General features: G+C 41.2%; 20 protein-coding genes and 1 pseudogene. 9 read left to right on the top strand and 12 right to left on the bottom strand.

What is annotated here, in order from left to right; genetic code table 11:
- Positions 1-43 precede the first annotated feature (43 nt).
- The gene (locus AAEY87_RS10275) at positions 44-865 is read left to right on the top strand and encodes an NRDE family protein (protein ID WP_350657097.1); all 822 of its coding nucleotides are present in this window, start codon (positions 44-46) and stop codon (positions 863-865) included.
- Positions 866-943: 78 nt separating this feature from the next.
- Here the strand turns inward: AAEY87_RS10275 and AAEY87_RS10270 are convergent, their stop codons facing one another.
- Complete coding sequence (locus AAEY87_RS10270) at positions 944-1,465, bottom strand: RNA pyrophosphohydrolase (RefSeq protein WP_068038310.1); 522 nt, start codon at positions 1,463-1,465, stop codon at positions 944-946.
- Positions 1,466-1,898: 433 nt separating this feature from the next.
- On the opposite strand from AAEY87_RS10270, the gene AAEY87_RS10265 reads away from it, so the two are divergent.
- Entirely contained in the window at positions 1,899-2,312 is a 414-nt protein-coding gene (locus tag AAEY87_RS10265; RefSeq protein WP_350657096.1) for an OsmC family protein, read from the top strand.
- A 14-nt stretch (positions 2,313-2,326) separates the two neighbouring features.
- A complete protein-coding gene (locus AAEY87_RS10260) occupies positions 2,327-2,752 on the top strand; it encodes an MAPEG family protein (RefSeq protein ID WP_068038304.1) in 426 nt (141 codons plus the stop codon).
- A gap of 84 nt (positions 2,753-2,836) precedes the next feature.
- Here AAEY87_RS10260 and AAEY87_RS10255 read toward each other — a convergent pair whose 3' ends face one another.
- The 7 genes and pseudogenes from AAEY87_RS10255 to AAEY87_RS10225 form a co-directional block, all read right to left on the bottom strand.
- Entirely contained in the window at positions 2,837-3,889 is a 1,053-nt protein-coding gene (locus tag AAEY87_RS10255) for a tRNA dihydrouridine synthase (RefSeq protein WP_502945469.1), read from the bottom strand.
- Between the two features lie 60 nt (positions 3,890-3,949).
- The gene (locus tag AAEY87_RS10250) at positions 3,950-5,446 is read right to left on the bottom strand and encodes a UvrD-helicase domain-containing protein (protein ID WP_068038298.1); all 1,497 of its coding nucleotides are present in this window, start codon (positions 5,444-5,446) and stop codon (positions 3,950-3,952) included.
- Between the two features lie 257 nt (positions 5,447-5,703).
- Positions 5,704-6,564, bottom strand: coding sequence for a twin-arginine translocase subunit TatC (gene tatC, locus AAEY87_RS10245; protein WP_350657095.1), 861 nt, complete (start codon positions 6,562-6,564; stop codon positions 5,704-5,706).
- A 194-nt stretch (positions 6,565-6,758) separates the two neighbouring features.
- Positions 6,759-7,442 (bottom strand): annotated as a pseudogene (gene tatB / locus AAEY87_RS14505) (Sec-independent protein translocase protein TatB); the annotation flags it as partial.
- Positions 7,443-7,512: 70 nt separating this feature from the next.
- Positions 7,513-7,812: a Sec-independent protein translocase subunit TatA gene (gene tatA / locus AAEY87_RS10235; RefSeq protein ID WP_350657094.1), complete on the bottom strand. Its 300-nt coding sequence runs from the start codon at positions 7,810-7,812 to the stop codon at positions 7,513-7,515.
- Between the two features lie 171 nt (positions 7,813-7,983).
- The gene (gene hisIE, locus AAEY87_RS10230; RefSeq protein WP_350657093.1) at positions 7,984-8,859 is read right to left on the bottom strand and encodes a bifunctional phosphoribosyl-AMP cyclohydrolase/phosphoribosyl-ATP diphosphatase HisIE; all 876 of its coding nucleotides are present in this window, start codon (positions 8,857-8,859) and stop codon (positions 7,984-7,986) included.
- Positions 8,860-8,941: 82 nt separating this feature from the next.
- Positions 8,942-9,379 (bottom strand): acyl-CoA thioesterase, encoded by a 438-nt coding sequence (locus AAEY87_RS10225; protein ID WP_350657092.1) that lies wholly within the window; start codon positions 9,377-9,379, stop codon positions 8,942-8,944.
- 428 nt (positions 9,380-9,807) lie between these two features.
- Here AAEY87_RS10225 and rpmI point away from each other — a divergent pair, with 428 nt between their 5' ends.
- The 5 genes from rpmI (at position 9,808) to AAEY87_RS10200 (ending at position 14,905) form a co-directional block, all read left to right on the top strand.
- Complete coding sequence (gene rpmI, locus AAEY87_RS10220; RefSeq protein WP_011281253.1) at positions 9,808-10,005, top strand: 50S ribosomal protein L35; 198 nt, start codon at positions 9,808-9,810, stop codon at positions 10,003-10,005.
- A gap of 120 nt (positions 10,006-10,125) precedes the next feature.
- The gene (gene rplT / locus AAEY87_RS10215; RefSeq protein ID WP_011281252.1) at positions 10,126-10,482 is read left to right on the top strand and encodes a 50S ribosomal protein L20; all 357 of its coding nucleotides are present in this window, start codon (positions 10,126-10,128) and stop codon (positions 10,480-10,482) included.
- 354 nt (positions 10,483-10,836) lie between these two features.
- Complete coding sequence (gene pheS, locus AAEY87_RS10210) at positions 10,837-11,892, top strand: phenylalanine--tRNA ligase subunit alpha (RefSeq protein WP_350657091.1); 1,056 nt, start codon at positions 10,837-10,839, stop codon at positions 11,890-11,892.
- A gap of 104 nt (positions 11,893-11,996) precedes the next feature.
- Positions 11,997-14,402 carry a phenylalanine--tRNA ligase subunit beta gene (gene pheT / locus AAEY87_RS10205; RefSeq protein ID WP_350657090.1) on the top strand — a complete coding sequence of 802 codons (2,406 nt, stop codon included), beginning with the start codon at positions 11,997-11,999 and terminating at the stop codon, positions 14,400-14,402.
- 203 nt (positions 14,403-14,605) lie between these two features.
- A complete protein-coding gene (locus AAEY87_RS10200; RefSeq protein ID WP_068038276.1) occupies positions 14,606-14,905 on the top strand; it encodes an integration host factor subunit alpha in 300 nt (99 codons plus the stop codon).
- 226 nt (positions 14,906-15,131) lie between these two features.
- Here the strand turns inward: AAEY87_RS10200 and AAEY87_RS10195 are convergent, their stop codons facing one another.
- Positions 15,132-15,488 (bottom strand): hypothetical protein, encoded by a 357-nt coding sequence (locus AAEY87_RS10195; protein WP_350657088.1) that lies wholly within the window; start codon positions 15,486-15,488, stop codon positions 15,132-15,134.
- 582 nt (positions 15,489-16,070) lie between these two features.
- On the opposite strand from AAEY87_RS10195, the gene ypfJ reads away from it, so the two are divergent.
- Positions 16,071-16,958: a KPN_02809 family neutral zinc metallopeptidase gene (gene ypfJ / locus AAEY87_RS10190; protein ID WP_350657087.1), complete on the top strand. Its 888-nt coding sequence runs from the start codon at positions 16,071-16,073 to the stop codon at positions 16,956-16,958.
- Between the two features lie 135 nt (positions 16,959-17,093).
- Here the strand turns inward: ypfJ and AAEY87_RS10185 are convergent, their stop codons facing one another.
- The 3 genes from AAEY87_RS10185 to trxA form a co-directional block, all read right to left on the bottom strand.
- Positions 17,094-17,333, bottom strand: coding sequence for a YMGG-like glycine zipper-containing protein (locus AAEY87_RS10185; protein WP_068038266.1), 240 nt, complete (start codon positions 17,331-17,333; stop codon positions 17,094-17,096).
- Between the two features lie 342 nt (positions 17,334-17,675).
- The gene (gene rho / locus AAEY87_RS10180; RefSeq protein ID WP_068038263.1) at positions 17,676-18,944 is read right to left on the bottom strand and encodes a transcription termination factor Rho; all 1,269 of its coding nucleotides are present in this window, start codon (positions 18,942-18,944) and stop codon (positions 17,676-17,678) included.
- Positions 18,945-19,459: 515 nt separating this feature from the next.
- A complete protein-coding gene (gene trxA / locus AAEY87_RS10175; protein WP_068038261.1) occupies positions 19,460-19,786 on the bottom strand; it encodes a thioredoxin in 327 nt (108 codons plus the stop codon).
- Positions 19,787-19,928: the final 142 nt, after the last annotated feature.

The following is a 19,928-nucleotide window of genomic DNA, read 5'->3' as shown; positions in this document are numbered from 1 at the left end:
TAGTCGCGTGACAACTGTAAACCTTAAAACATAAAGGAATTCTATGTGCATCGTCGCCATTGCTTGGCAGCTATTTGATGAATTGCCACTAGTACTATTGTCTAATCGCGATGAGTTTTTGCAGCGTCCAACCGAAGAGCTGCATCAGTGGTCTGATAAACCTATCTATGCTGGACGCGATAGCCAAAGTGGTGGCACTTGGTTGGGTATTCATCAAGAGCAGCATACCGATTTTTATGAGCAAAACGGACGCTGGGCCGCCGTACTGAACTTTCGCGATGGTGTGCAGGCGAGTTTGGATGAACGCTCACGTGGCGCACTCGTCACTGATTTTTTGACCAGTAATATAAGTCCAATGGATTTTGCACGGCAAATCAGCTTGCAAGACTACGCGGGCTTTAACCTTATTATTGGTGATACCACGCAGGCTGTCATTGTCAATAATCGCGGTCATGCACCAACCCCATTGTATGCAGGATTGCATGTCCTCTCTAACGGTCAGCCAGAAGACAGCTGGTTTAAGACTGACCGTTTGCGTGGTCGGCTCCGTCAAGAAGTACTGCCGCTAATTGCAGAAAATAACTCGCTTGAGTACTGGCGAGACGCTGCCTTCACTGTGTTGTCAGACAACATTCCAGCGCCAGCGGACAAACTACCCGATACTGGTATTGCTGTTGAGATTGAACAAAGACTATCATCTGTCTATATTGAGCCTGTAGATCTGACAGGTCCTGAGGATGGAGTAATACCAAATTATGGCACTCGCACCCAAAGTATTTTAACGCTACGTAATGATATTAAAGATGCAAAAGTTACTGCTGAGATTATAAGTTGTGAATTTAATTATCATTCAAATACGCAATAAAAAATGCTTATATTAGTATCTAAATTTTCTAGATATTAATATAAGCATCCGTAATGCGTTTTGCATTAAGCTGTTTATTTATTCCATCAACAAATGGTTATCTTGTTCAGGAATAATTAGCTCTTGTCTGAGGGGTAACTCGCGTGCTAACTCTTGCAAAGCACGACGATATACCCCGCGTTTAAAGTGAATCACCTGCCCAAGTGGATACCAATAGCTTACCCATTGCCAGTGATCAAATTCAGGTTTACCCGCATCAAAGCGAATATGTTGCGCGTTCGGCTCATCTAAGCGCAGCAAAAACCATTTTTGTTTTTGCCCAATACACAGTGGATATTGTCCATGGCGCACGTAGCGTTTTGGCAAACGGTAACGCAACCAATCTTGCGTAACTGCCAATAAATCTACGTGACGAGGATATAATCCGACCTCTTCCCAGAGCTCCCGATACATTGCATCCATCGGCGTCTCCCCGCGGTCGATACCGCCTTGCGGGAACTGCCAAGCGTTGTGACCAATACGTTTCGCCCACAGAACTTGCCCCTGTGTATTTGCCAAGATGATGCCGACATTGGCGCGAAAGCCGTCTGCATCTATCATAAACAAACCCTTAAAATTGTTTAAAAATAGCTTATCTGAATAGCATAAAAATACGACAATCATAATTATTATTGGGTGAATGGTATATTCACACTAATAAAATAAGCTTCATTACCATCATTAAACCAAGAAACAGCCTAAATGTGTAACAGTATTTTGCTATAAAATGTTTCACGAATTTAGATGTTTAAAATCAGCGACTTAGAAAGGCTGTTTTGGAAGCAAACTGAAAAGATCAAAATGATAAATAGGGAAGCAACGAAGCCTAGCTATTTTGTCATATCAGTTATTATCTAGAAGCGTTTGATGTGAGTGACAGATAGTCTATAAAACCTTGTTTTGGCCTATGCTACACTAACCAAGTATTGTTAATATTACTCACTATAAAAATAGTTAATTGATTCAATCAAAACTTATAAAAGGACAATGAACAATGTCAGAGTCAAAAGCGAGCGTTACGTGGCAAGAAAACAAAGCCTTTATGGGCGTGTCACCATCAGGGCATAACGTACAGATTGATGCCGATAAAGAAAAAGGTGCCAGCCCGATGGAGTTGATATTGTTGGGGCTTGGTGGTTGTGCCAGTTATGACGTTGTAGCAATTTTGCAAAAGTCGCGTCAGGAAGTGACGGACGTGCGCTGTGAGTTGACAGCACAACGCGCCGAGACTGTACCAGCCGTATATACTGATATTCATATGCATTTCATAGTGACAGGGCAAGACATCAAAGATAAACAAGTTGAAAAGGCTATTCATTTATCAGCAGAAAAATACTGCTCAGCCAGTCGCATGTTGGTACAAGGCGGGATAAATGTTACTCATGATTTTGAAGTCATTGCAGGGTAAAGGTAGAGATAATTATGAGTGCACTATTTGGATTAATTCCTGATACCGTTGCAGCCGCAATTTGGGCGATGGTGGTTGCAAGTTTGCTACCGTTAGCCATGGCGTTAACAGCGAAAGCCATTGGTGGTTTTAGATTGGCTGACAATGCACATCCGCGTGATTTTTTACAACGTACGACAGGGGCAGCAGCACGCGCTAATGCAGCCCAGCAAAATAGCTATGAAACCTTGCCAGTATTTTTGGCAGCGGTATTAGTTGCGATGTTGTTCTTTGTCCCACAATCGATTATCAATACACTGGCATGGTTATACGTGCTGATTCGTATTGGCTATGGGTTGGCCTACATTGTCAACTTATCGATGTTTCGTTCAGTGCTTTGGGTATTATCAATTGTGTGCTGTTTGATGCTGTTTTATTTGGCGATTCGGATTAGTGCTTAGTTTTGTAGCTGTTAGTTTTGCAGCTATCTAAGCAACTTTACAGTTTTAAGAAGCTTTAAAATTATTTAAAGTAAAAGTGGCTATTTATGGCTGTGCACTAGTCTGTAGGGCAGTAATAATAGTCGCTTTATTTTTTTCTCTTTTAATGCTTTCCCATAATACTTGCGCTTCGCTGTAGCCTTTAGTGAGCATGCCAAGCCATTGCTTATAACGACCGACTAATACGATGTCATTTTTGGCTTGCCCTTCTAAAAATTTAATTTGATGGGGTATCAATGCCTGCCAAGTCAAAGTCTTAGTATCTGTCATAGAGCTGTCTACCAAATCATTGATACTCTTAGATCCATCTACACGCGCAATCAAATCTGGACGTGTGACTGCGCCGCGCCCTAACATGAGATGTGAAGTGCCCGCTTGCTGCATACAAGACTGTGCTTGCTCAGCGGTCCATATTTCACCGTTGGCAATCACTGGAATCTTGAGCTTATTAAATGCTTCGATTTTATCCCAATAGGCAGGCGGCTTATAGCCTTGAGTCTTGGTACGGGCATGAATAGTTAACCAATCTGCACCGCTGTCAGCGATAGCACCCCTAATATCATCCATCTTACTGGTGTCGGTATAACCCAAACGAATTTTAGCAGATACTGGAATATGAGCCGGCACGGCTTTGCGCACAGCACTGATAATCTCATACATGACTTCTGGCTCATCCAACAGCACAGAGCCGCCTCGATGATTATTAACAGTCTTCGCAGGGCAACCAAAATTGATATCGATAGCAGGCGCACCAAGCTCACAGGCAAAAGCTGCGCATTCGGCCATCAACTGCGCTTCACTACCCAGTAGCTGGACGTGAATAGGTGTGCCAGATTCGGTCTTGGCATCATGATGAAGTTCTGGCACATATTTATAAAACACATGAGCTGGCAAGACATGCTGGGTAACACGAATAAACTCGCTGACTGACCAATCATAAGGACGGCCTAAGTCTGCTGCAATTTGGGTCAAAATTTGGCGCATTAGCGGATCGCTCAAGCCTTCCATTGGAGCCAGAACGCGCACCGGATGTTCAAACAGTTGCTGCATATGGTTGTGTTGATTTAACAAATTAGTCTGTTTATTGTCATTATTCATTGGCAATTAATCATTATTAGAAGTAAGTCGAGCAAAAATATTAAAATCTAGTAAGGCCAATTAAGTCCCATAAATCACTTTTTTACCCGTTTGTAATCCTGATATTAAGTCTTGAATGTTGTGAATATCCAAATTGGCCTGAGCACGTGTACAAGCGACATACAATAAGCGCAATTCTTCAGGATTAATTTTTATGCCATTAGTGGTGACATCATAATAAAAGTCATCATCGAGCTGGACGCGCGACCATTCAAGCCCTTTCGCTTTGTGAGCGGTTGAGATGACGTAATCGGCATTTTCGATACTGGTCAGGCTATTCACCGCTTGGCTGAGTACATTGGTCCCATGGTCATCGACCAGTTTAACCAGCGTTTTTAGATCACTACCTTCATTGGTTTCAGAATACTCTTGCACATCACTCCAGTTATAGAAGTATGCCAGTTCGGGTACGCCATACGCCGATTTACCATTTTTTAAGTTTTCGGCTGCTTGGCAGAACTTGAGCATGCGATCAGTATCAGCTTGTAGCGCCACGCGGTGACCGAGTTTAAGCCCAGTTAGTAGCTGCGCCATAGCAGCAGCATTAGTGCGGCAAAGGATAGCGTCTTTCTTACTGTGCACCATACCCTTTTCAGTAGAGGACTGCTTGTGAGGATTTCCTTTAAGCGGGACGTCTTCTTGCAATGCTTTTAGCAGGGTATTAGCAACTTCTGCAATCGGTTCACCAAAGCGAAAGGATTGGGTCAATAAAGTTTGCGGCAACGGTAGCTTTTTCATCGCATTGACGGCGCCGCGCCACTCATAAATTTGCTGATGAGCATCACCCACATAGATGACCTGCCTTGGCTGCTGAGTCAAGATTCCCATCATTAAGGGGTCGGCATCTTGCGCTTCATCAAATAGAATAAAGTCCGCAGGAATGCTAGGTTTAGACAATGCCCATAACTTTAGATAAATATCATGACCGATACCTGCCGGATGGCGTGCATCAATAGACTGCAACCAGCGCTGTTCAACGGCAGGGTAGAGCATTTCGCGCAGCTGCTCTGCGTCGGATTCATCGAGCCAGCTTGGAAACAAAATATGTCTTGGTGCAGGGTAGCTGGCATGAGTACTACAGAAATTGCTAACTGCGTCACTAACGAATCGCGCCAATCTGGCAGGCGTGAGGGTAATGTATTTATTAATCCCATCCATTTGCCTGCGCACTTGTACGGGTTGCAAGCCTAGATCATCACCAAGGCGCTTAGGTGAAAAGCGTGGTAACGATAACTTAGCTGTAATATCACGAGCAACGTGCCGATAAGCGAGCGAATGAAAGGTACGACACTCTACATGCGGTGGGAACTTTTGCCGCGCATCGTTGGCAATGGTTTTATTGAATGCTAAATACAAGCCACGTCCACGCAGACGCTCACCAATAAGTTTTAGCGTCGTTGTTTTACCGGCACCTGCATAGGCGACTACTTTAAATGACTTGTGATCCATCGCCATATTAAGCGCGCTCAGCTGTTCATCAGTGGGATCGCTCATATAAGCTGGCATAGATGCGGACATAAAAAAGCTACCTAAAGTACAAAAAGTGATTAAAAACAACTGGGGTAAAAAAAGCCACTGGATCAACAATGGCTGGCTGGCAATTCAATTATGATAACAAATGAATGGAGATATGTATGAAAGGCGGGTAGATAATTGATGTATCGTCAGTTCATTCTGACTTAAATACAATATCAGATTTGTGCAGCTTGCTACTTATAATCTTTTATTATTTTCATGTTATTTACAATAGATATAGTTAAAGTAATACCAACAAACTAGTCATCGTCAGATGATAAAGCTGCATTTTTATCTTCTTTAATTAATATTTTTGCTAATAATAAACCCAACTCGAACAATAACCACATAGGAATCGCCAGCATCAGCATGGACACACCATCAGGTGGTGTTACTACCGCTGCAACTGCAAAACAGCCAACGATAATATAGCGTCGCTTATCTTCTAAACCCTGAATGGAGACGATGCCAACCAATATCAATAGTAAGGTGACAACAGGAATCTCAAACGTCAATCCAAATACCATGAACAGCTTTAAAGCGAAACTCAAATAACTGTCGATATCAGTCATCGGCAGTACGTTTTGCGGGGCGAACATAATAAAGAACTTCAAAACCCCTTTGAGCACGATAAAGTAAGAAAAAGCTACGCCGGTATAAAATAAAAAGATAGAGGATGACAGGACAGGTATGGCAATTTTTTTCTCTTTCTTATATAAACCTGGCGCTACAAATGACCAAATTTGATAAAGAATATAGGGCATGGCTACGAATGTGGCCACAAATACAGTCAGACGTATCGGGGCCATAAAGTTAGAGGTAATATCTGTCGCAATCATGGTCGAATTAGCGGGTAGTTGCGCGACCAATGGATCTGATAAAAAGTTATATAGCTCGCGTGAGAACCCTACCAATGCTAAAAATATTATTAATATTGCTACGCAGATTTTGATTAAATGGGTACGCAGCTCTATCAAGTGCTCAGTAATGGGCATATCGATTAGCTTACTTAACATGTCATCAGAACTGCTATCAGGTGCGACATCTGCTTGCTCCTGCGCGCTATCTTCAGTCTCCGCTATTTTTTCTTGCCGACTTTTTTGCCGTTTAAATAAGCTCATTTAGGCGTCTCCTGTTTGATTAACGAGGAGGGCATAGTCAATTTATTTTGGTCTACATCATCATCAGAGGTATTATCCGATGAATAGCTTTCTGATAGCTCGAGTTCAGCTTGGATAGATTCCAGCTCTTCGTCGATAGGCTCCATCTTTTCATCTAAGCCATGATGCGAAAAGTTAGAATGTGAAAAACCATCATTCAATAGAGTGTCTGCTTTATAATTAGGCAGATATGGAGGTGCAGGTAGGCGGCGCGCTTTATCATAAGCACTAAGACGGAACCACATATTTTCCCATGGTCTAGTGATAAAACGATGCGGAATATTGTTAGAAGTAGCTAAAGGGTCTGAGGCGTATTTTTTGGGATCATCAAAATTTGAATCATCAAAATCTTCATCGTCATAAATATTAGATAAGTCTCTTAACTCTTCATCCTGCTCATAATTATAATCATAAGCAAATTCTGTTGGCGTACTTGATGTTATAGAAGCTTCTGCCTCCAACTTATCAATCGTGTCTTGTTTCTGAGCGTCCTGGCTCTGATAATGATCTGAATTAGAGTTCTTTGGCTTGTTGATAGCATCCATACTTTGATGTTGCGAATATTCAAACTCTTGCATACTACCGCGCAATTCTGCCATTTCGCGCTTCATATCGGCTTCAGTTTGGCGGATTTTAGCAAGCTCGTCTTGCATCTGTTTGCGAGTTTCAGCCAAGTCAAGCTCAGCCTCTATTTCAGATTGCAGCGTTGAGACTGTACGACGCAATTTGGCATACCATTGCCCAGCAGTCCGTGCAGCCTGAGGCAGCTTTTCTGGACCTAATACAATTAAGGCAATGACGCCAAACAAGAGTAATTCAGAAAATCCGATATCAAACATAACTGTCAAATATATTCGTCAACATTCTATTCAACGACGCTGTTTATAAGTAATTTATAGACGACGCGTATCATACCTTATGCTTATCATTAGAAGTAGTAGGATTGATTTCTATATCATCAACCTTAGTACCGGTCTGTGAATTTGCCGAAGTATTATTCAATTGGGTATCTGATTTAGACACACTAGCATCATGATCAAGAACGCGACGCTTACGCGCATGTTCCGTCTCTTCATCTTTAACGGCTTCTTTAAAACCTTTTACTGCGCCGCCCAAATCTTTGCCAGCGTTTCTGAGTTTGGAGGTGCCAAATACGACAACCACCACAACCAGTAAAATCAGCCAATGGGTAATGGAAAAACTGCCCATAACGGTATCCTTATGTCTTTATAAAACCAATATATATGGTATCACTTGAAACTTACTAGCCGAACGATAAAATATTTCGGACACGTAAGATTTAAGTCATTAAGGCTACATTATAACGCGCACAGATGACAAAAAGTTGAAAACAACAATAATTACACAAGCTTATTTCATCTACGGCTGTCTTGCGGCTTTTTCATCAATACCTGATAGCCCAAAACGTCGTCCTAACTCATTTAGTACCGCATCGGACTCTATATCGAACCATGCTAATCCTACTAAAGTATGAAACCAGACATCCGCTACCTCATAAATTAATTCATGACGTGCAGCATCGTACTGCGCCTTGTCTGTAAGCTCATTACAGCTAGCAAAGTCTTTGGCGGCAATGATACTTTCGGTAGCTTCTTCACCTACTTTTTCTAAAATTTTATTAAGACCATGAGCATATAAACTGGCCACATAAGAGCTGTCTGCTGCTGCCTGTTTACGCTCAGCCAACACACGGTCAAGCTGTGGCAATATAGTCGTATTAACATCTTTGTTTGCTTGATTATTGCTGTTAATAAGATCTTTTTGACGAATAGAACTATTTACATTATTTTCGTCCGTACTGTTATGTAAACTAGAATCTAAATCTCTGTTATCGGATTTATAAATGTCAGCCGGATCTTTTAGTATTGCATCAACTGTTTGCCAGACTGGCTCTGAGCCTGATACATCTAAACGTTGATAAAAACAAGATTCGCGCCCTGTATGACAGGCTATACCGCCAACCTGAGTAACACTTAGCACGAGCACATCTGCATCACAGTCTAGATGAATATCGTGCACCTGTTGAGTATGACCTGAGGTCTCGCCTTTATGCCAGAGCTGATTGCGTGAGCGTGAAAAATAGACCGCTGTTTGCGTTTGTGCGGTTAGTTGTAGAGACTCAGCATTCATCCATGCCATCATTAAAATGCGTCCTGTCTCATGATCTTGTGCAATCGCAGGGATGAGTCCATCGGTGTTAAAGCTTACAGTAGTCAGCCAAGCAGGTATGGTCATAATCTGTCTTCTTATAAAGGTTAGGTTGCAGAGAAGTAGCAGAGATGAGGCCTAAGAAGCTAACACTATTGATCAATAATGGCTAAAATAGCTTCTGCTCCAAGGCCTCTTTGATATCATTATGAAACGATATAGCTTTATTCGATCGATAGTCATATTGAATAAAGCGTTTACGCGCTTTTGCTACTAGTGAGCCATCATACATACGCGTCACTTTAATAGCCATATCGCCACTCTTATCAGATATCTGCTCTACGCCCAATTCAAATAATAGCTCTTCACGAGCGCGAACGCGACTAACAACCTTCAGTTGTAAATCACTAATAATCAATCCTTGATAATCTGAATTGATCTCTTTTATACCTTTAGAGTATAAAAAACGCGCCCGTGCTTCAGCCAATAGTGTAATAAGAGATTCTAACGTCAAATGCTGGCCGACATCAATCTCTGTATTGCGTACACGCATAACTGTCTCAAAGACAAAAACATCATCATTGAATTCTAACTCTTGGTCTGTCAACGTCATCTCCTATATGAATTATCAGAACGTCTCAGACGCCATTGTTATCAATAAAACATAGCTTAGTCTGACATTCAATCAATTTAGGAATAAGCGGTAGTATTACTTCACTGACTGTTTTTATTTTTATATAAAGTATCTACTATTATCAATATCATAGCTTTTAATAGCGATTTTTAAAAAAATAACAAGTAAGCTGTCATATAAAGTGAGTAATGGTAGGGGCTAGTCAATCTATCCAAGATATATTTTTATAAAAGCCTAAATAGTCTCATCTAAAACTTTACTTGGCAAAATCCTCGTGCTTCTGCTAAAATAGCGCCTCCCACCTCGAGGCAGATAGAGGTTTAGTGGTTGTTTTTAACGCTACTAATCAGTATTAACTATTTGACGACCAGGTTCTAACACAGAAAAAGAGGCACATCATCATGAAAGTTAAGATGAAAACCAGAAGCGGTGCAGCTAAACGCTTCAAAAAAACAGCGAATGGCTTTAAGCGTAAGCAAGCATTCAAAAGCCATATTTTGACCAAGAAATCAGCTAAGCGTATTCGCCAGTTGCGCGGTCTTAAGATGGTGGACAAGTCTGACGAAGCAGCAGTTCGTCGTATGTGCCCATACATCTAATAGCCTATTGTCATCTATATTTTGTTTAAAATATTTGACGTTGCAATCTGATAGCGATGTCTATCATTCAATGACATCGTGATTCGTTTAACAGTGATTAAAGAAATCTTGGAGTAATTTATGGCCCGTGTAAAACGTGGTGTACAGGCAAATCGCCGTCACAAAAAAATCTTAAAGCGCGCAAAAGGCTACTACGGTGCCCGTTCACGTGTTTACCGCGTAGCGGTACAAGCAGTGACCAAAGCTGGTCAATATGCTTATCGTGACCGTCGCAACAAAAAACGTACTTTCCGTCGTCTTTGGATTGCACGTATCAATGCTGGTGCACGCTTAAACGGCTTAAGCTATAGCCGCTTTATCAATGGTATGAAAAAAGCTAACATCGCAATCGATCGTCGTGTACTTGCTGACATCGCTATGCATGATGCAGCGACTTTCACAGCATTGGTCGAAAAAGCTAAAGCGGAATTGGCCTAAATATTGACCGTCCTTTAGGTATTCAACTTATTTAAGTGAGTATGTAAAAGGATAGGAATAATATTGATTAATAGTACAATATTAATAAAAGCTACCGCTAGTCGGTGGCTTTTTTTATATTAGATTATTTTACGGTTTATTTTAATAATGTTTGAGCTACCTATCTGTTTTGTAAAACTGCATCTCTAACCGTCTAAATATTCAAGCCATTAATATAACTAGCCTTTATTTTCTGTTATTTGAAAGTATTTAAATAACAACAACTGGGTAAATGGTTTGCAATATTTGGTCGAACCCCTACAATTACCAATCACTATAATTAATAGTCCGTTTAAATCAGGAATAATGCGTCTTATGACTACCCCTGCTGCCACTGCCGATTTGTCGGCGCTACCGACTTTGTCCTTGGAGCTCAACGAGCTCAATGAATCTCAACTAAATGAATTTGCCAGTTCCGCTGAAGCTTTAATCTTGCAAGTAACCGATGCGCGTGCGCTACAAGACTTACGTGTACAACTGACTGGTAAAAAAAGCCCTTTAACTGGCTGGTCAAAGCAGATGGGTAAGCTCAGTAGCGATGACAAAAAAACGTATGGTGGCTGGTTGCATCAAGTACGTAGTCGCATTCAGCAAGCACTGACTGACCAGCAGCAACAGTTAGAAACGGCGGCATTAAATGCCAAGCTTGAAGCCGAAAATATTGATATTACTTTGCCTGCGCGCGGTGGTCAGAAAGGTCATTTGCATCCGGTAACGATGATTACCCAGCGTATGCAGCAATATTTTGTGCAAGCAGGTTTTAATGTCGCCACTGGTCCTGAAGTTGAGAGCGATTACTATAACTTTGAAGCACTAAATATTCCCTCGCATCACCCTGCACGTGCGATGCACGATACATTCTATTTTGACGCACATTATTTATTGCGTACACATACTAGTCCAGTGCAAATTCGCACGATGGAAAAGAATGAACCACCGATTCGTATTATTTGCCCAGGTCGGGTGTATCGCAATGACTCGGATCAAACCCATTCTCCGATGTTCCATCAGTTAGAAGGGCTTATGGTTACTGAGTCGAGTACCTTCGCAGAGTTAAAAGGCTTAATTAGTGAGTTCTTAGAAGCGTTCTTTGCCAAAGAGCTGACCGTCCGTTTCCGCCCCTCATTTTTCCCATTCACCGAGCCTTCTGCTGAAGTAGATATCTTAGATGATAATGGCAAATGGCTTGAGGTTATGGGCTGCGGTATGGTACATCCACAAGTGCTGACCAACTGCGGTATTGATGCCGAAAAATACACTGGCTTTGCTTTTGGGATGGGTATTGAGCGCTTTGCGATGCTGTATTACGGTATTGATGACTTGCGTTTATTTTTCCAAAATGACGTACGCTTCTTAAAACAGTTTGGCTAGAGTGCTCCTTGTTTATATAAAAAGTGCTCCTTGTTAATATGACAGGTTAATAGTCCAACCTTTAATTCAAAATCTTTATTATAAAATTCTGATCCGAGATATTTATGAAAATTAGCGAACAGTGGCTACGTCAATGGGTAAACCCCAACAATACCAGTGAGCAATTGGCCGAACAATTAACCATGGCGGGGCTAGAGATTGACGATCGCTTTGCAGTTGCTCGTGCCTTTAGTGGTGTGGTGATCGGTGAAGTAATAAGCGTTGAGCAGCATCCAGATGCTGATAAATTACGTGTCACGCAGGTGAATATTGGTGCAGCTGAACCGTTACAAATCGTTTGCGGTGCACCCAATGTGACTGTCGGTATGAAAGCGCCCGTTGCTACCGTTGGTGCAGTGTTGCCGAGCAATGATAGCGCGGGTTTTAAAATAAAAAACGGCAACCTACGCGGTGTCGACTCTAACGGTATGCTTTGCGGTGCGTCTGAAATTGATTTGGTTGACGATATTGATGGTCTGCTTGAGCTGCCAGCTGATGCGCCAATTGGCACAGATATCCGCGAATACTTAGGCTTAGATAACCAGATACTAGATATCTCAATCACCCCAAACCGTGGTGATTGCTTTAGTGTACGTGGTATTGCGCGCGAGATATCGGTCATTAACGATTTGCCGATGCAGCAGCCAGGGATTACTAACAACGTAGCAGTTACTGAGAACGGTGCAACTCCTGCGGTAACAGTGAGCGCAGTTGAGGCTTGCCCACGCTATTTACTACAGTCAATCAGTAATATTGATCGTAGCATCAACACTCCAAAATGGATGCAAGATGCGCTAGTCCATTCAGGACTACGTTCACACAACTTTTTGGTTGACGTAACCAATTACGTATTGATGGAATTAGGTCAACCGCTACATGCTTTTGATGCCGATACCATTGTTGGGGATATTGTTGTACGTTTGGCACAGCCTGCCGAGACGATTACCCTACTGAGTGAGCAAACCATTACCTTAACGGGTGATGAATTGATCATTGCTGATGATGAAGGTGCACTTGCACTTGCCGGTATTATGGGCGGTCAGCGTAGCAGTGTCACCGATAGTACAACTAACATTGTTTTAGAAAGTGCCTTCTTTAGCCCATTGGCGATTGCTGCGCGCGCACGCCGTTTTGGCTTGCATACTGATGCCTCACAACGTTTTGAGCGCGGGGTAGACTTTGAGTTACCAGAGCTAGCTTTGGCACGTGCTTGTGATTTAGTGACTAGTATTACTGGTGGTCAAGCTGGGCAAATAGTAAAAGCGGAAAGTAGCGATCATCTACCATCGCGTGCGCCAATCACCTTGCCAATCGCTAAAGTCCGTGATGTCATCGGTATTGAGATTGAGCCAGCGGTAATGGTGCGTATTTTGACCCAGCTAGGGTTCGAAGTAGCGCAGCAAGTGGATAGCCTTATTTGTACGCCGCCATCTTATCGCTTTGATATGAGTATTAAAGAAGATTTAATTGAAGAAATTGCGCGTATTTACGGCTATGACAATATTCCAAGCGTCTTGCCACACTTGCAAGTCAGCATGGATTATGATGATACGGCGGACTTGACTCACGAGATGAAGCTGGCATTGGTCGATAACGGCTATATGGAAGCGATTAGCTTTAGCTTCAGTGATGCAAAAATAGAAGCTTTGCTCGATGATGAAGCGCTAGGAGAAGTGTTGGCACTGGCCAATCCTATCTCTAGTGACTTGGCGGTGATGCGCCGTACTTTGCTATCAAGCTTATTGCCTTGTGTGCAATATAACTTAAATCGTCAGCAGCCACGCGTACGTTTCTTTGAGACTGGCCTTAGCTTTGTTGGTCACAGTATTAGTGATTTGGTACAGACACCAAGTATTGCTTTGGTAGCAGTCGGCAATATTTTGAATGAGCAAGCTTATCAGAATCGTGCGCTAGATTTTTATGATCTTAAGTATGATATTGAGCAATTAATACCTGCGCAGATTGATAGTGCGCGTATCCGCTATGAGCGTAGTAGTTTGAGCTTTTTGCATCCTGGACAAAGCGCGAAATTATATATCGATGATCAGTATGTCGGCTGGCTGGGACAATTGCATCCTAATACGGCTAAGCAATTAGATCTACCTGCTACTTGGGTCGCTCAATTATCACTGGCACCGTTGCTGACGCTTGCTCGCGAACAGAACGCAATTACCACTCCAAGTAAGTTCCCACAAGTACGCCGCGATATTGCAATCTTGGTGGATAGTGATATCAGCTTACAGACATTAGAGTCAACGATACGCAATACAGCAGGTGCTCTACTGACTGACTTATGGTTGTTTGATGTCTATCAAGGCGATAATGTACCGACTGGTCAACGTTCGCTAGCTTTTGCGCTAATATGGCAGGACAACACGCAAACCTTATCTGACGAAGTGATAAAAACTGCAACTGACAAAGTGATTCAGATATTGATTGCCCAACATGGCGCCCAGCTACGCGATAGCTAACTATATTTAGCTAAGTGGTTATTAATAAAGAGTTTTATTTCAAGATTTGTTAAAAATTGAGTAAAAATACTTTATAATGCCTAAACTTGATTCAAAAATACGGTCATTTAATGGCCGTAATCAATAAATCGCTTATTCTTATATAGCAGTCATACCGCTAAACCATGATACCCGATATCTCGACATAGCATAGGAGTCGTACTGTGAGCACCTTAACCAAATCTGACATGATTGAGCATTTGATGAGTCATCTTAACCTAACAAGGCAAGAGGGTCGTTGCTTGGTCGAGAATTTTTTTGATGAACTGTCAGAGAGTTTGATTGATGGCAAAGAGGTCAAGCTTTCAGGCTTTGGCAACTTCGAGCTTAAAGATAAAAATAGCCGTCCAGGTCGTAACCCTAAGACAGGAGAGCCTGTTGCTGTTTCAGCACGCCGTGTAGTCACGTTTAAAACTGGGCAAAAATTCCGTCAGAAGGTTGATGAACGTCTATTTGATCAGTAATGCTTGCTTTTTTATTTATAAGACAAATCCTAATATTCATTAGATTTGATGTTCCAATATTTTTTATAAATTTAAAATGAAAGATTGGTGGCTTGCTAGATTGAATAATGACTATTAAATCTAGCAAGCCACTGTTAAAACTTATAAATAATACGCATAAAAAAAGAGAGCATAGGCTCTCTTTTTTTTGAACTACAGTATATTTCTATTGCATAAGCAAAGAAAATTACTGAGCTGGTTCTTCAACAACTACAACTTCGTCAGCTGCATTAGCTGCTTCAGTATCGCTAGCTACGTCTACGCTAGTAGTAGTACCGTCTACAGGAACTTCAGCGTCCATTTCGTCAGTAGCAGTTGCAGCTTGTGCATCAGCGATGTCAGCTTCAGCGTCAACAACAGCAGCTTCAGCATCAGCAACAACTTCGCCTTCAGCAGCAGCTTCGTTTAGCTCTTCAGAAGCGTCTTGTACTTCTTCTTGTGCATCAGATAAATCTTCAGCAGCGTTTTCTGTATTGCTATCACAAGCAGTTAAGCCCATAGAAGCAGTCATGATACCAGCAAGTGCAAGTAATTTAAGATTCATAGTGTATTCTCCGGAAAAATGAAATGAGCAGTAGCCACGGCAAAGGGTTGAGCATCCGAATTATTTCGAAAGTCAACTAATCCTAGTTACAGCTACTCAGCTTTCACGCATTCTATATGTTTTCTTTTCAAATGAGAAGAGCTTGTACAATTAAGTAACAATAAAATAGTGAATAGGCTTGGTTGATATCGTTTTGATATAAGTTTTAATACAACTTACGGAGATGTTTTCCGTATAATCAATTGGAACATAGAGTGACAGATAAGTAATAGACGGCTTTTGTAACTAAGGTTTGAGAACCGTAAAAGACTACAATGATAAAGTAAAATATAAATAGTTAGCACGATATATATCTATAAGTTGATAAAAGATTCACCTAAAATATAGACAAATATTAAAAGAATACAACGGCTAGTTATCAATAACGAGAAATGTTTTCAATTAGAATTTAAATCATTAATAAGAATCATAACTATATTGGTTATTAAAAAAATTAAGTTTGCTATCAATGTATTGCTTCAACTTACTAAGTTTAATAATTGAGATTGAAAAATACATACTATCAATTTAGGGGGATATATTATGAAATGGCAAGATAGACGAGGCAGTTCTAACGTACGCACGAGTAGCGGCGGTGGGAAAATGATTGGTGGTGGTATCGGGGGTATTATCATCGCTGGTATTTTATGGTTAGTATTTGGGGTAAACCCAATGACAGCATTGCAGACTGGTCAGGTAGTAGCAGGTGGCGGAAATAACAGCTCCACTGAGCCAGCTACAGGTGACGACCGTGATACTCAGTTTGTTAAAGTAGTGTTAGCCGATACTGAGGCAGTGTGGCATCAAGTGTTTAATGAAGGTGGACAAACTTATCAGGAGCCGTCATTAATCTTATTTAATGGACAAGTTAGTTCGGCCTGCGGTAGTGCTACTGCTGCGACAGGGCCTTTTTATTGCCCAGGTGACCAGACCGTCTATTTAGACACGTCATTTTTTGCAGAAATGCGTCAAAATCTTGGCATTTCTGGTGATCAGCAGGGTTCAGGTGATATCGAAAATAAAGGCAGAGCTGGCGACTTTGCTCAAGCCTATGTCATTTCTCATGAAGTTGGACATCACGTACAGACATTGTTAGGTATCACCCAGCAGGTCAATGAAGCGAGCCGTCAGGTGAATCGTGCACAGGCTAATAAGTTATCTGTGCTACAAGAGCTACAAGCTGATTGTTTTGCAGGTGTATGGGCACAGCGCAACCAACAACGAGTGCAGTTCTTAGAGCCAGGTGATATAGACGAAGCGATTAATGCTGCAAGCCAGATCGGTGATGATCGTCTTGCTCAAGCAAGTGGCCGTGCTGTGACGCCAGATAGTTTTACCCATGGCACCAGTCAACAGCGCGTACAATGGTTTACACGTGGATTAGAAAGTGGCAACGTACAATCATGTGATACATTCAGTGGGGCACTATAATCAGCATTGCTAGAACAATCTGATTGTCATATATAAAAACCATCGAATAAAAAGCCTGCAATATTAATTGCAGGCTTTTTGAATTTTTAACGTACCTAAAAACTATCTAAGTAATGTCAGATAATTATTTAGTTATTATCTACTGTTGTTAAGAATGTATGCACCAGCGCCACCAACTGCCGCACCGCCGATTGCACCACGAGCGATATCTTTGCTATCGCCACCGCTTCTGATAAGAGCACCAGCAGCAGCGCCAGCAGCAGCACCTTTAGCTGTGTTACTCAAACCACTATTATATCCATTAGTTGCACAGCCACCCATAATAAGAGCAGAGCTAGTAAGGGCTGTCATTGCAATAGTTTTAGCAAATTTCATATTATCACCTGTTAAATAATCAAAATTAAAATAAATACAATATGTTTTATAAAGCATATTTATACTACGGTCAATACTATACTGTTAAACGTTAGACGGTCGTAGTAGAAACGCTAAACTTTGCAAGTACCATGTAATTTATGTTGCCTCACTGTGTCATTGGTAGTGCTTTCACTTAGTATTCTTGTATTTATATAATTAATAAGCTAACTGGTTTTGGTTTTGCTCTAAAGAAACTAAAAGAGACTGCTTATCCGCAGTCTCTTTTATTAAAATTAACAATAACGATGATCCTCAAAAATATTCAAATAACAGATATTCTATTAGTATATTCAGCTGAATTTAGTTTTGAGATTTACGTTTCATTTGTTCAAAAAACTCATCATTGGTTTTAGCTTCTTTTAAACGATCTAATAAAAACTCGGTCGCTTGAACGCCATCCATCGGTTGTAATAGCTTACGTAATATCCAAACTTTACGCAGCTTATCTTCATCAAGCAGACGTTCTTCACGGCGTGTGCCAGATTTTTTGATATTAATCGCTGGGAAGACACGTTTTTCGGCTAAATCACGTTCCAGAGTAATCTCTTGGTTACCAGTACCTTTAAATTCTTCAAAGATAACACTATCCATTTTACTACCAGTATCAATAAGGGCACTGGCAATAATAGTTAGGCTGCCACCTTCCTCAACGTTACGTGCAGCACCAAAGAAGCGTTTCGGACGCTCAAGGGCATTGGCATCAAGACCACCAGTCAATACTTTACCTGATGAAGGGATAACCGTGTTATAAGCGCGAGCGAGACGAGTGATAGAATCCAGTAGGATAACAACGTCTTGCTTATGCTCGACTAGACGCTTGGCTTTTTCGATAACCATTTCAGCGACTTGTACATGACGCTGAGGTGGTTCATCGAATGTCGAGGCGACTACTTCACCGCGTACGGTACGCACCATCTCCGTCACTTCTTCTGGACGCTCATCAATAAGTAGAACGATTAGGTAGCATTCTGGATTATTGCGGGTAATCGATTGCGCGATGGTCTGTAGCAGCATCGTCTTACCAGCTTTTGGCGGTGCAACAATGATAGAACGCTGACCTTTACCAATAGGAGCAATCAGATCGATGATACGTCCGGTTAAGTCCTCGGTAGTACCGTTACCCAGCTCAAGCTTAAGTTGCTCAGTTGGAAATAGCGGAGTCAAGTTTTCAAAGATGAGTTTATGGCGCGAACGATCTGGGGTATCAAAGTTGATCTCGCCAACTTTCAATAGCGCAAAATAACGCTCAGAGTCTTTCGGTGGACGAATGGTGCCAGCGATACTATCGCCTGTCTTTAGGCTAAAACGTCTTATTTGACTCGGGCTGACATAAATATCATCAGGGCCTGCTAAATAAGAGCCTTCAGATGAGCGCAAAAAGCCAAAACCATCCGGTAGGACTTCAAGTACACCATCACCGTAAATAGCTTCACCATTACGAGCATGAGTTTTTAGGATGGCAAAAATAATGTCTTGTTTACGGCTACGTGCCATATTATCAAGACCCATTTCTTTAGCGATAGCCAAAAGCTCAGTGATTGATTTTTTCTTTAATTCAGTTAAATTCATAGATAGGTCATTAACGATTTATCGGGTGAGAACTGCCATTAGCAGCACAACCCACGACATTGATTAAAACAACGATAGTGTAGCGATAGGATGTGTGCACAGAGTTGAGATTTATATAGCATTGATTTTTATGTGTCAGATTATCATCAGCTGCGCAAAATTGTGTCAGGATGACAAATGTGAATACAAAGAGGGCTATATAAGAGTCTAGGATATAGAAGCCTGCAATGAGAGCTCAATATCAATAATTATGTTTGTTAATTTTGTTCAGTAATACAACTGTGTTTTGTGTTGATAAACACGAGGAGAATAGCGACAAGACGCTTAGGAAAAATATTATGTTTCTCTTGTCAGCAGACTATACGGTTTTAAAGTTAGACTTGTCAATTATTTTTGTTAAAAAATTTGCATTATTCGCTTTTTTGCTGATAAAGACACAAAAAAGCCATCATCTTGTACAGATAATGGCCAGTTTTGGTTATTTATTTACATGATGCCTATCAGCAATTGGCAACTTATAAGTGCTTATCAAGTACTTTAGCTAGCTCAGATTTTGGCTGTAGACCCATTACTGAATCCACTTTTTCACCGTCTTTAAAGACAAATAAAGTTGGGATATTGCGGATACCAAAGCGACTTGCTGCTTGTGGGTTATTATCGACATCGACTTTGACAATTTTTACTTTACCTTGATAGTCGTTAGCCAAGTCTTCTAGAATAGGGGCAATTGACTTACAAGGACCGCACCATGTTGCCCAAAAGTCTACTAGCACAGGCACATCGGATTGCAATACGTCTTGATCAAAATTTGCATCGGTAGTGTTAACAATAAGGTCTGACATAATTATTCTCTCTTGTTGTATCATCTTTTTTACCAATAGCAGATGAAAGTAATTTGATAGATTAAGCTTAAGTACTTATTTATTACCTAAGTTTATCCGATTACTCATCTACTAATGATTTAAGAATGGTTGAGTGGAGGTG

This window comes from Psychrobacter sp. S1-30-MNA-CIBAN-0213 (genome assembly GCF_040309845.1).
Classification (GTDB): Bacteria; Pseudomonadota; Gammaproteobacteria; order Pseudomonadales; family Moraxellaceae; genus Psychrobacter.
This window is presented reverse-complemented; position numbering and strand designations above follow the sequence as displayed.

Excerpts from the sequence above, each read along its gene's own strand:
- pheT (WP_350657090.1), top strand. The coding sequence starts at position 11,997 with ATGAAAATTAGCGAACAGTGGCTACGTCAATGGGTAAACCCCAACAAT.
- rplT (WP_011281252.1), top strand. The coding sequence starts at position 10,126 with ATGGCCCGTGTAAAACGTGGTGTACAGGCAAATCGCCGTCACAAAAAA.
- tatC (WP_350657095.1), bottom strand. The coding sequence starts at position 6,564 with ATGAGCTTATTTAAACGGCAAAAAAGTCGGCAAGAAAAAATAGCGGAG.
- AAEY87_RS10275 (WP_350657097.1), top strand. The coding sequence starts at position 44 with ATGTGCATCGTCGCCATTGCTTGGCAGCTATTTGATGAATTGCCACTA.
- rpmI (WP_011281253.1), top strand. The coding sequence starts at position 9,808 with ATGAAAGTTAAGATGAAAACCAGAAGCGGTGCAGCTAAACGCTTCAAA.
- AAEY87_RS10185 (WP_068038266.1), bottom strand. The coding sequence starts at position 17,333 with ATGAAATTTGCTAAAACTATTGCAATGACAGCCCTTACTAGCTCTGCT.
- ypfJ (WP_350657087.1), top strand. The coding sequence starts at position 16,071 with ATGAAATGGCAAGATAGACGAGGCAGTTCTAACGTACGCACGAGTAGC.
- AAEY87_RS10255 (WP_502945469.1), bottom strand. The coding sequence starts at position 3,889 with ATGAATAATGACAATAAACAGACTAATTTGTTAAATCAACACAACCAT.
- rho (WP_068038263.1), bottom strand. The coding sequence starts at position 18,944 with ATGAATTTAACTGAATTAAAGAAAAAATCAATCACTGAGCTTTTGGCT.
- tatA (WP_350657094.1), bottom strand. The coding sequence starts at position 7,812 with ATGGGCAGTTTTTCCATTACCCATTGGCTGATTTTACTGGTTGTGGTG.
- AAEY87_RS10250 (WP_068038298.1), bottom strand. The coding sequence starts at position 5,446 with ATGTCCGCATCTATGCCAGCTTATATGAGCGATCCCACTGATGAACAG.
- AAEY87_RS10260 (WP_068038304.1), top strand. The coding sequence starts at position 2,327 with ATGAGTGCACTATTTGGATTAATTCCTGATACCGTTGCAGCCGCAATT.
- hisIE (WP_350657093.1), bottom strand. The coding sequence starts at position 8,859 with ATGACCATACCTGCTTGGCTGACTACTGTAAGCTTTAACACCGATGGA.
- AAEY87_RS10265 (WP_350657096.1), top strand. The coding sequence starts at position 1,899 with ATGTCAGAGTCAAAAGCGAGCGTTACGTGGCAAGAAAACAAAGCCTTT.
- trxA (WP_068038261.1), bottom strand. The coding sequence starts at position 19,786 with ATGTCAGACCTTATTGTTAACACTACCGATGCAAATTTTGATCAAGAC.
- AAEY87_RS10195 (WP_350657088.1), bottom strand. The coding sequence starts at position 15,488 with ATGAATCTTAAATTACTTGCACTTGCTGGTATCATGACTGCTTCTATG.
- pheS (WP_350657091.1), top strand. The coding sequence starts at position 10,837 with ATGACTACCCCTGCTGCCACTGCCGATTTGTCGGCGCTACCGACTTTG.
- AAEY87_RS10270 (WP_068038310.1), bottom strand. The coding sequence starts at position 1,465 with ATGATAGATGCAGACGGCTTTCGCGCCAATGTCGGCATCATCTTGGCA.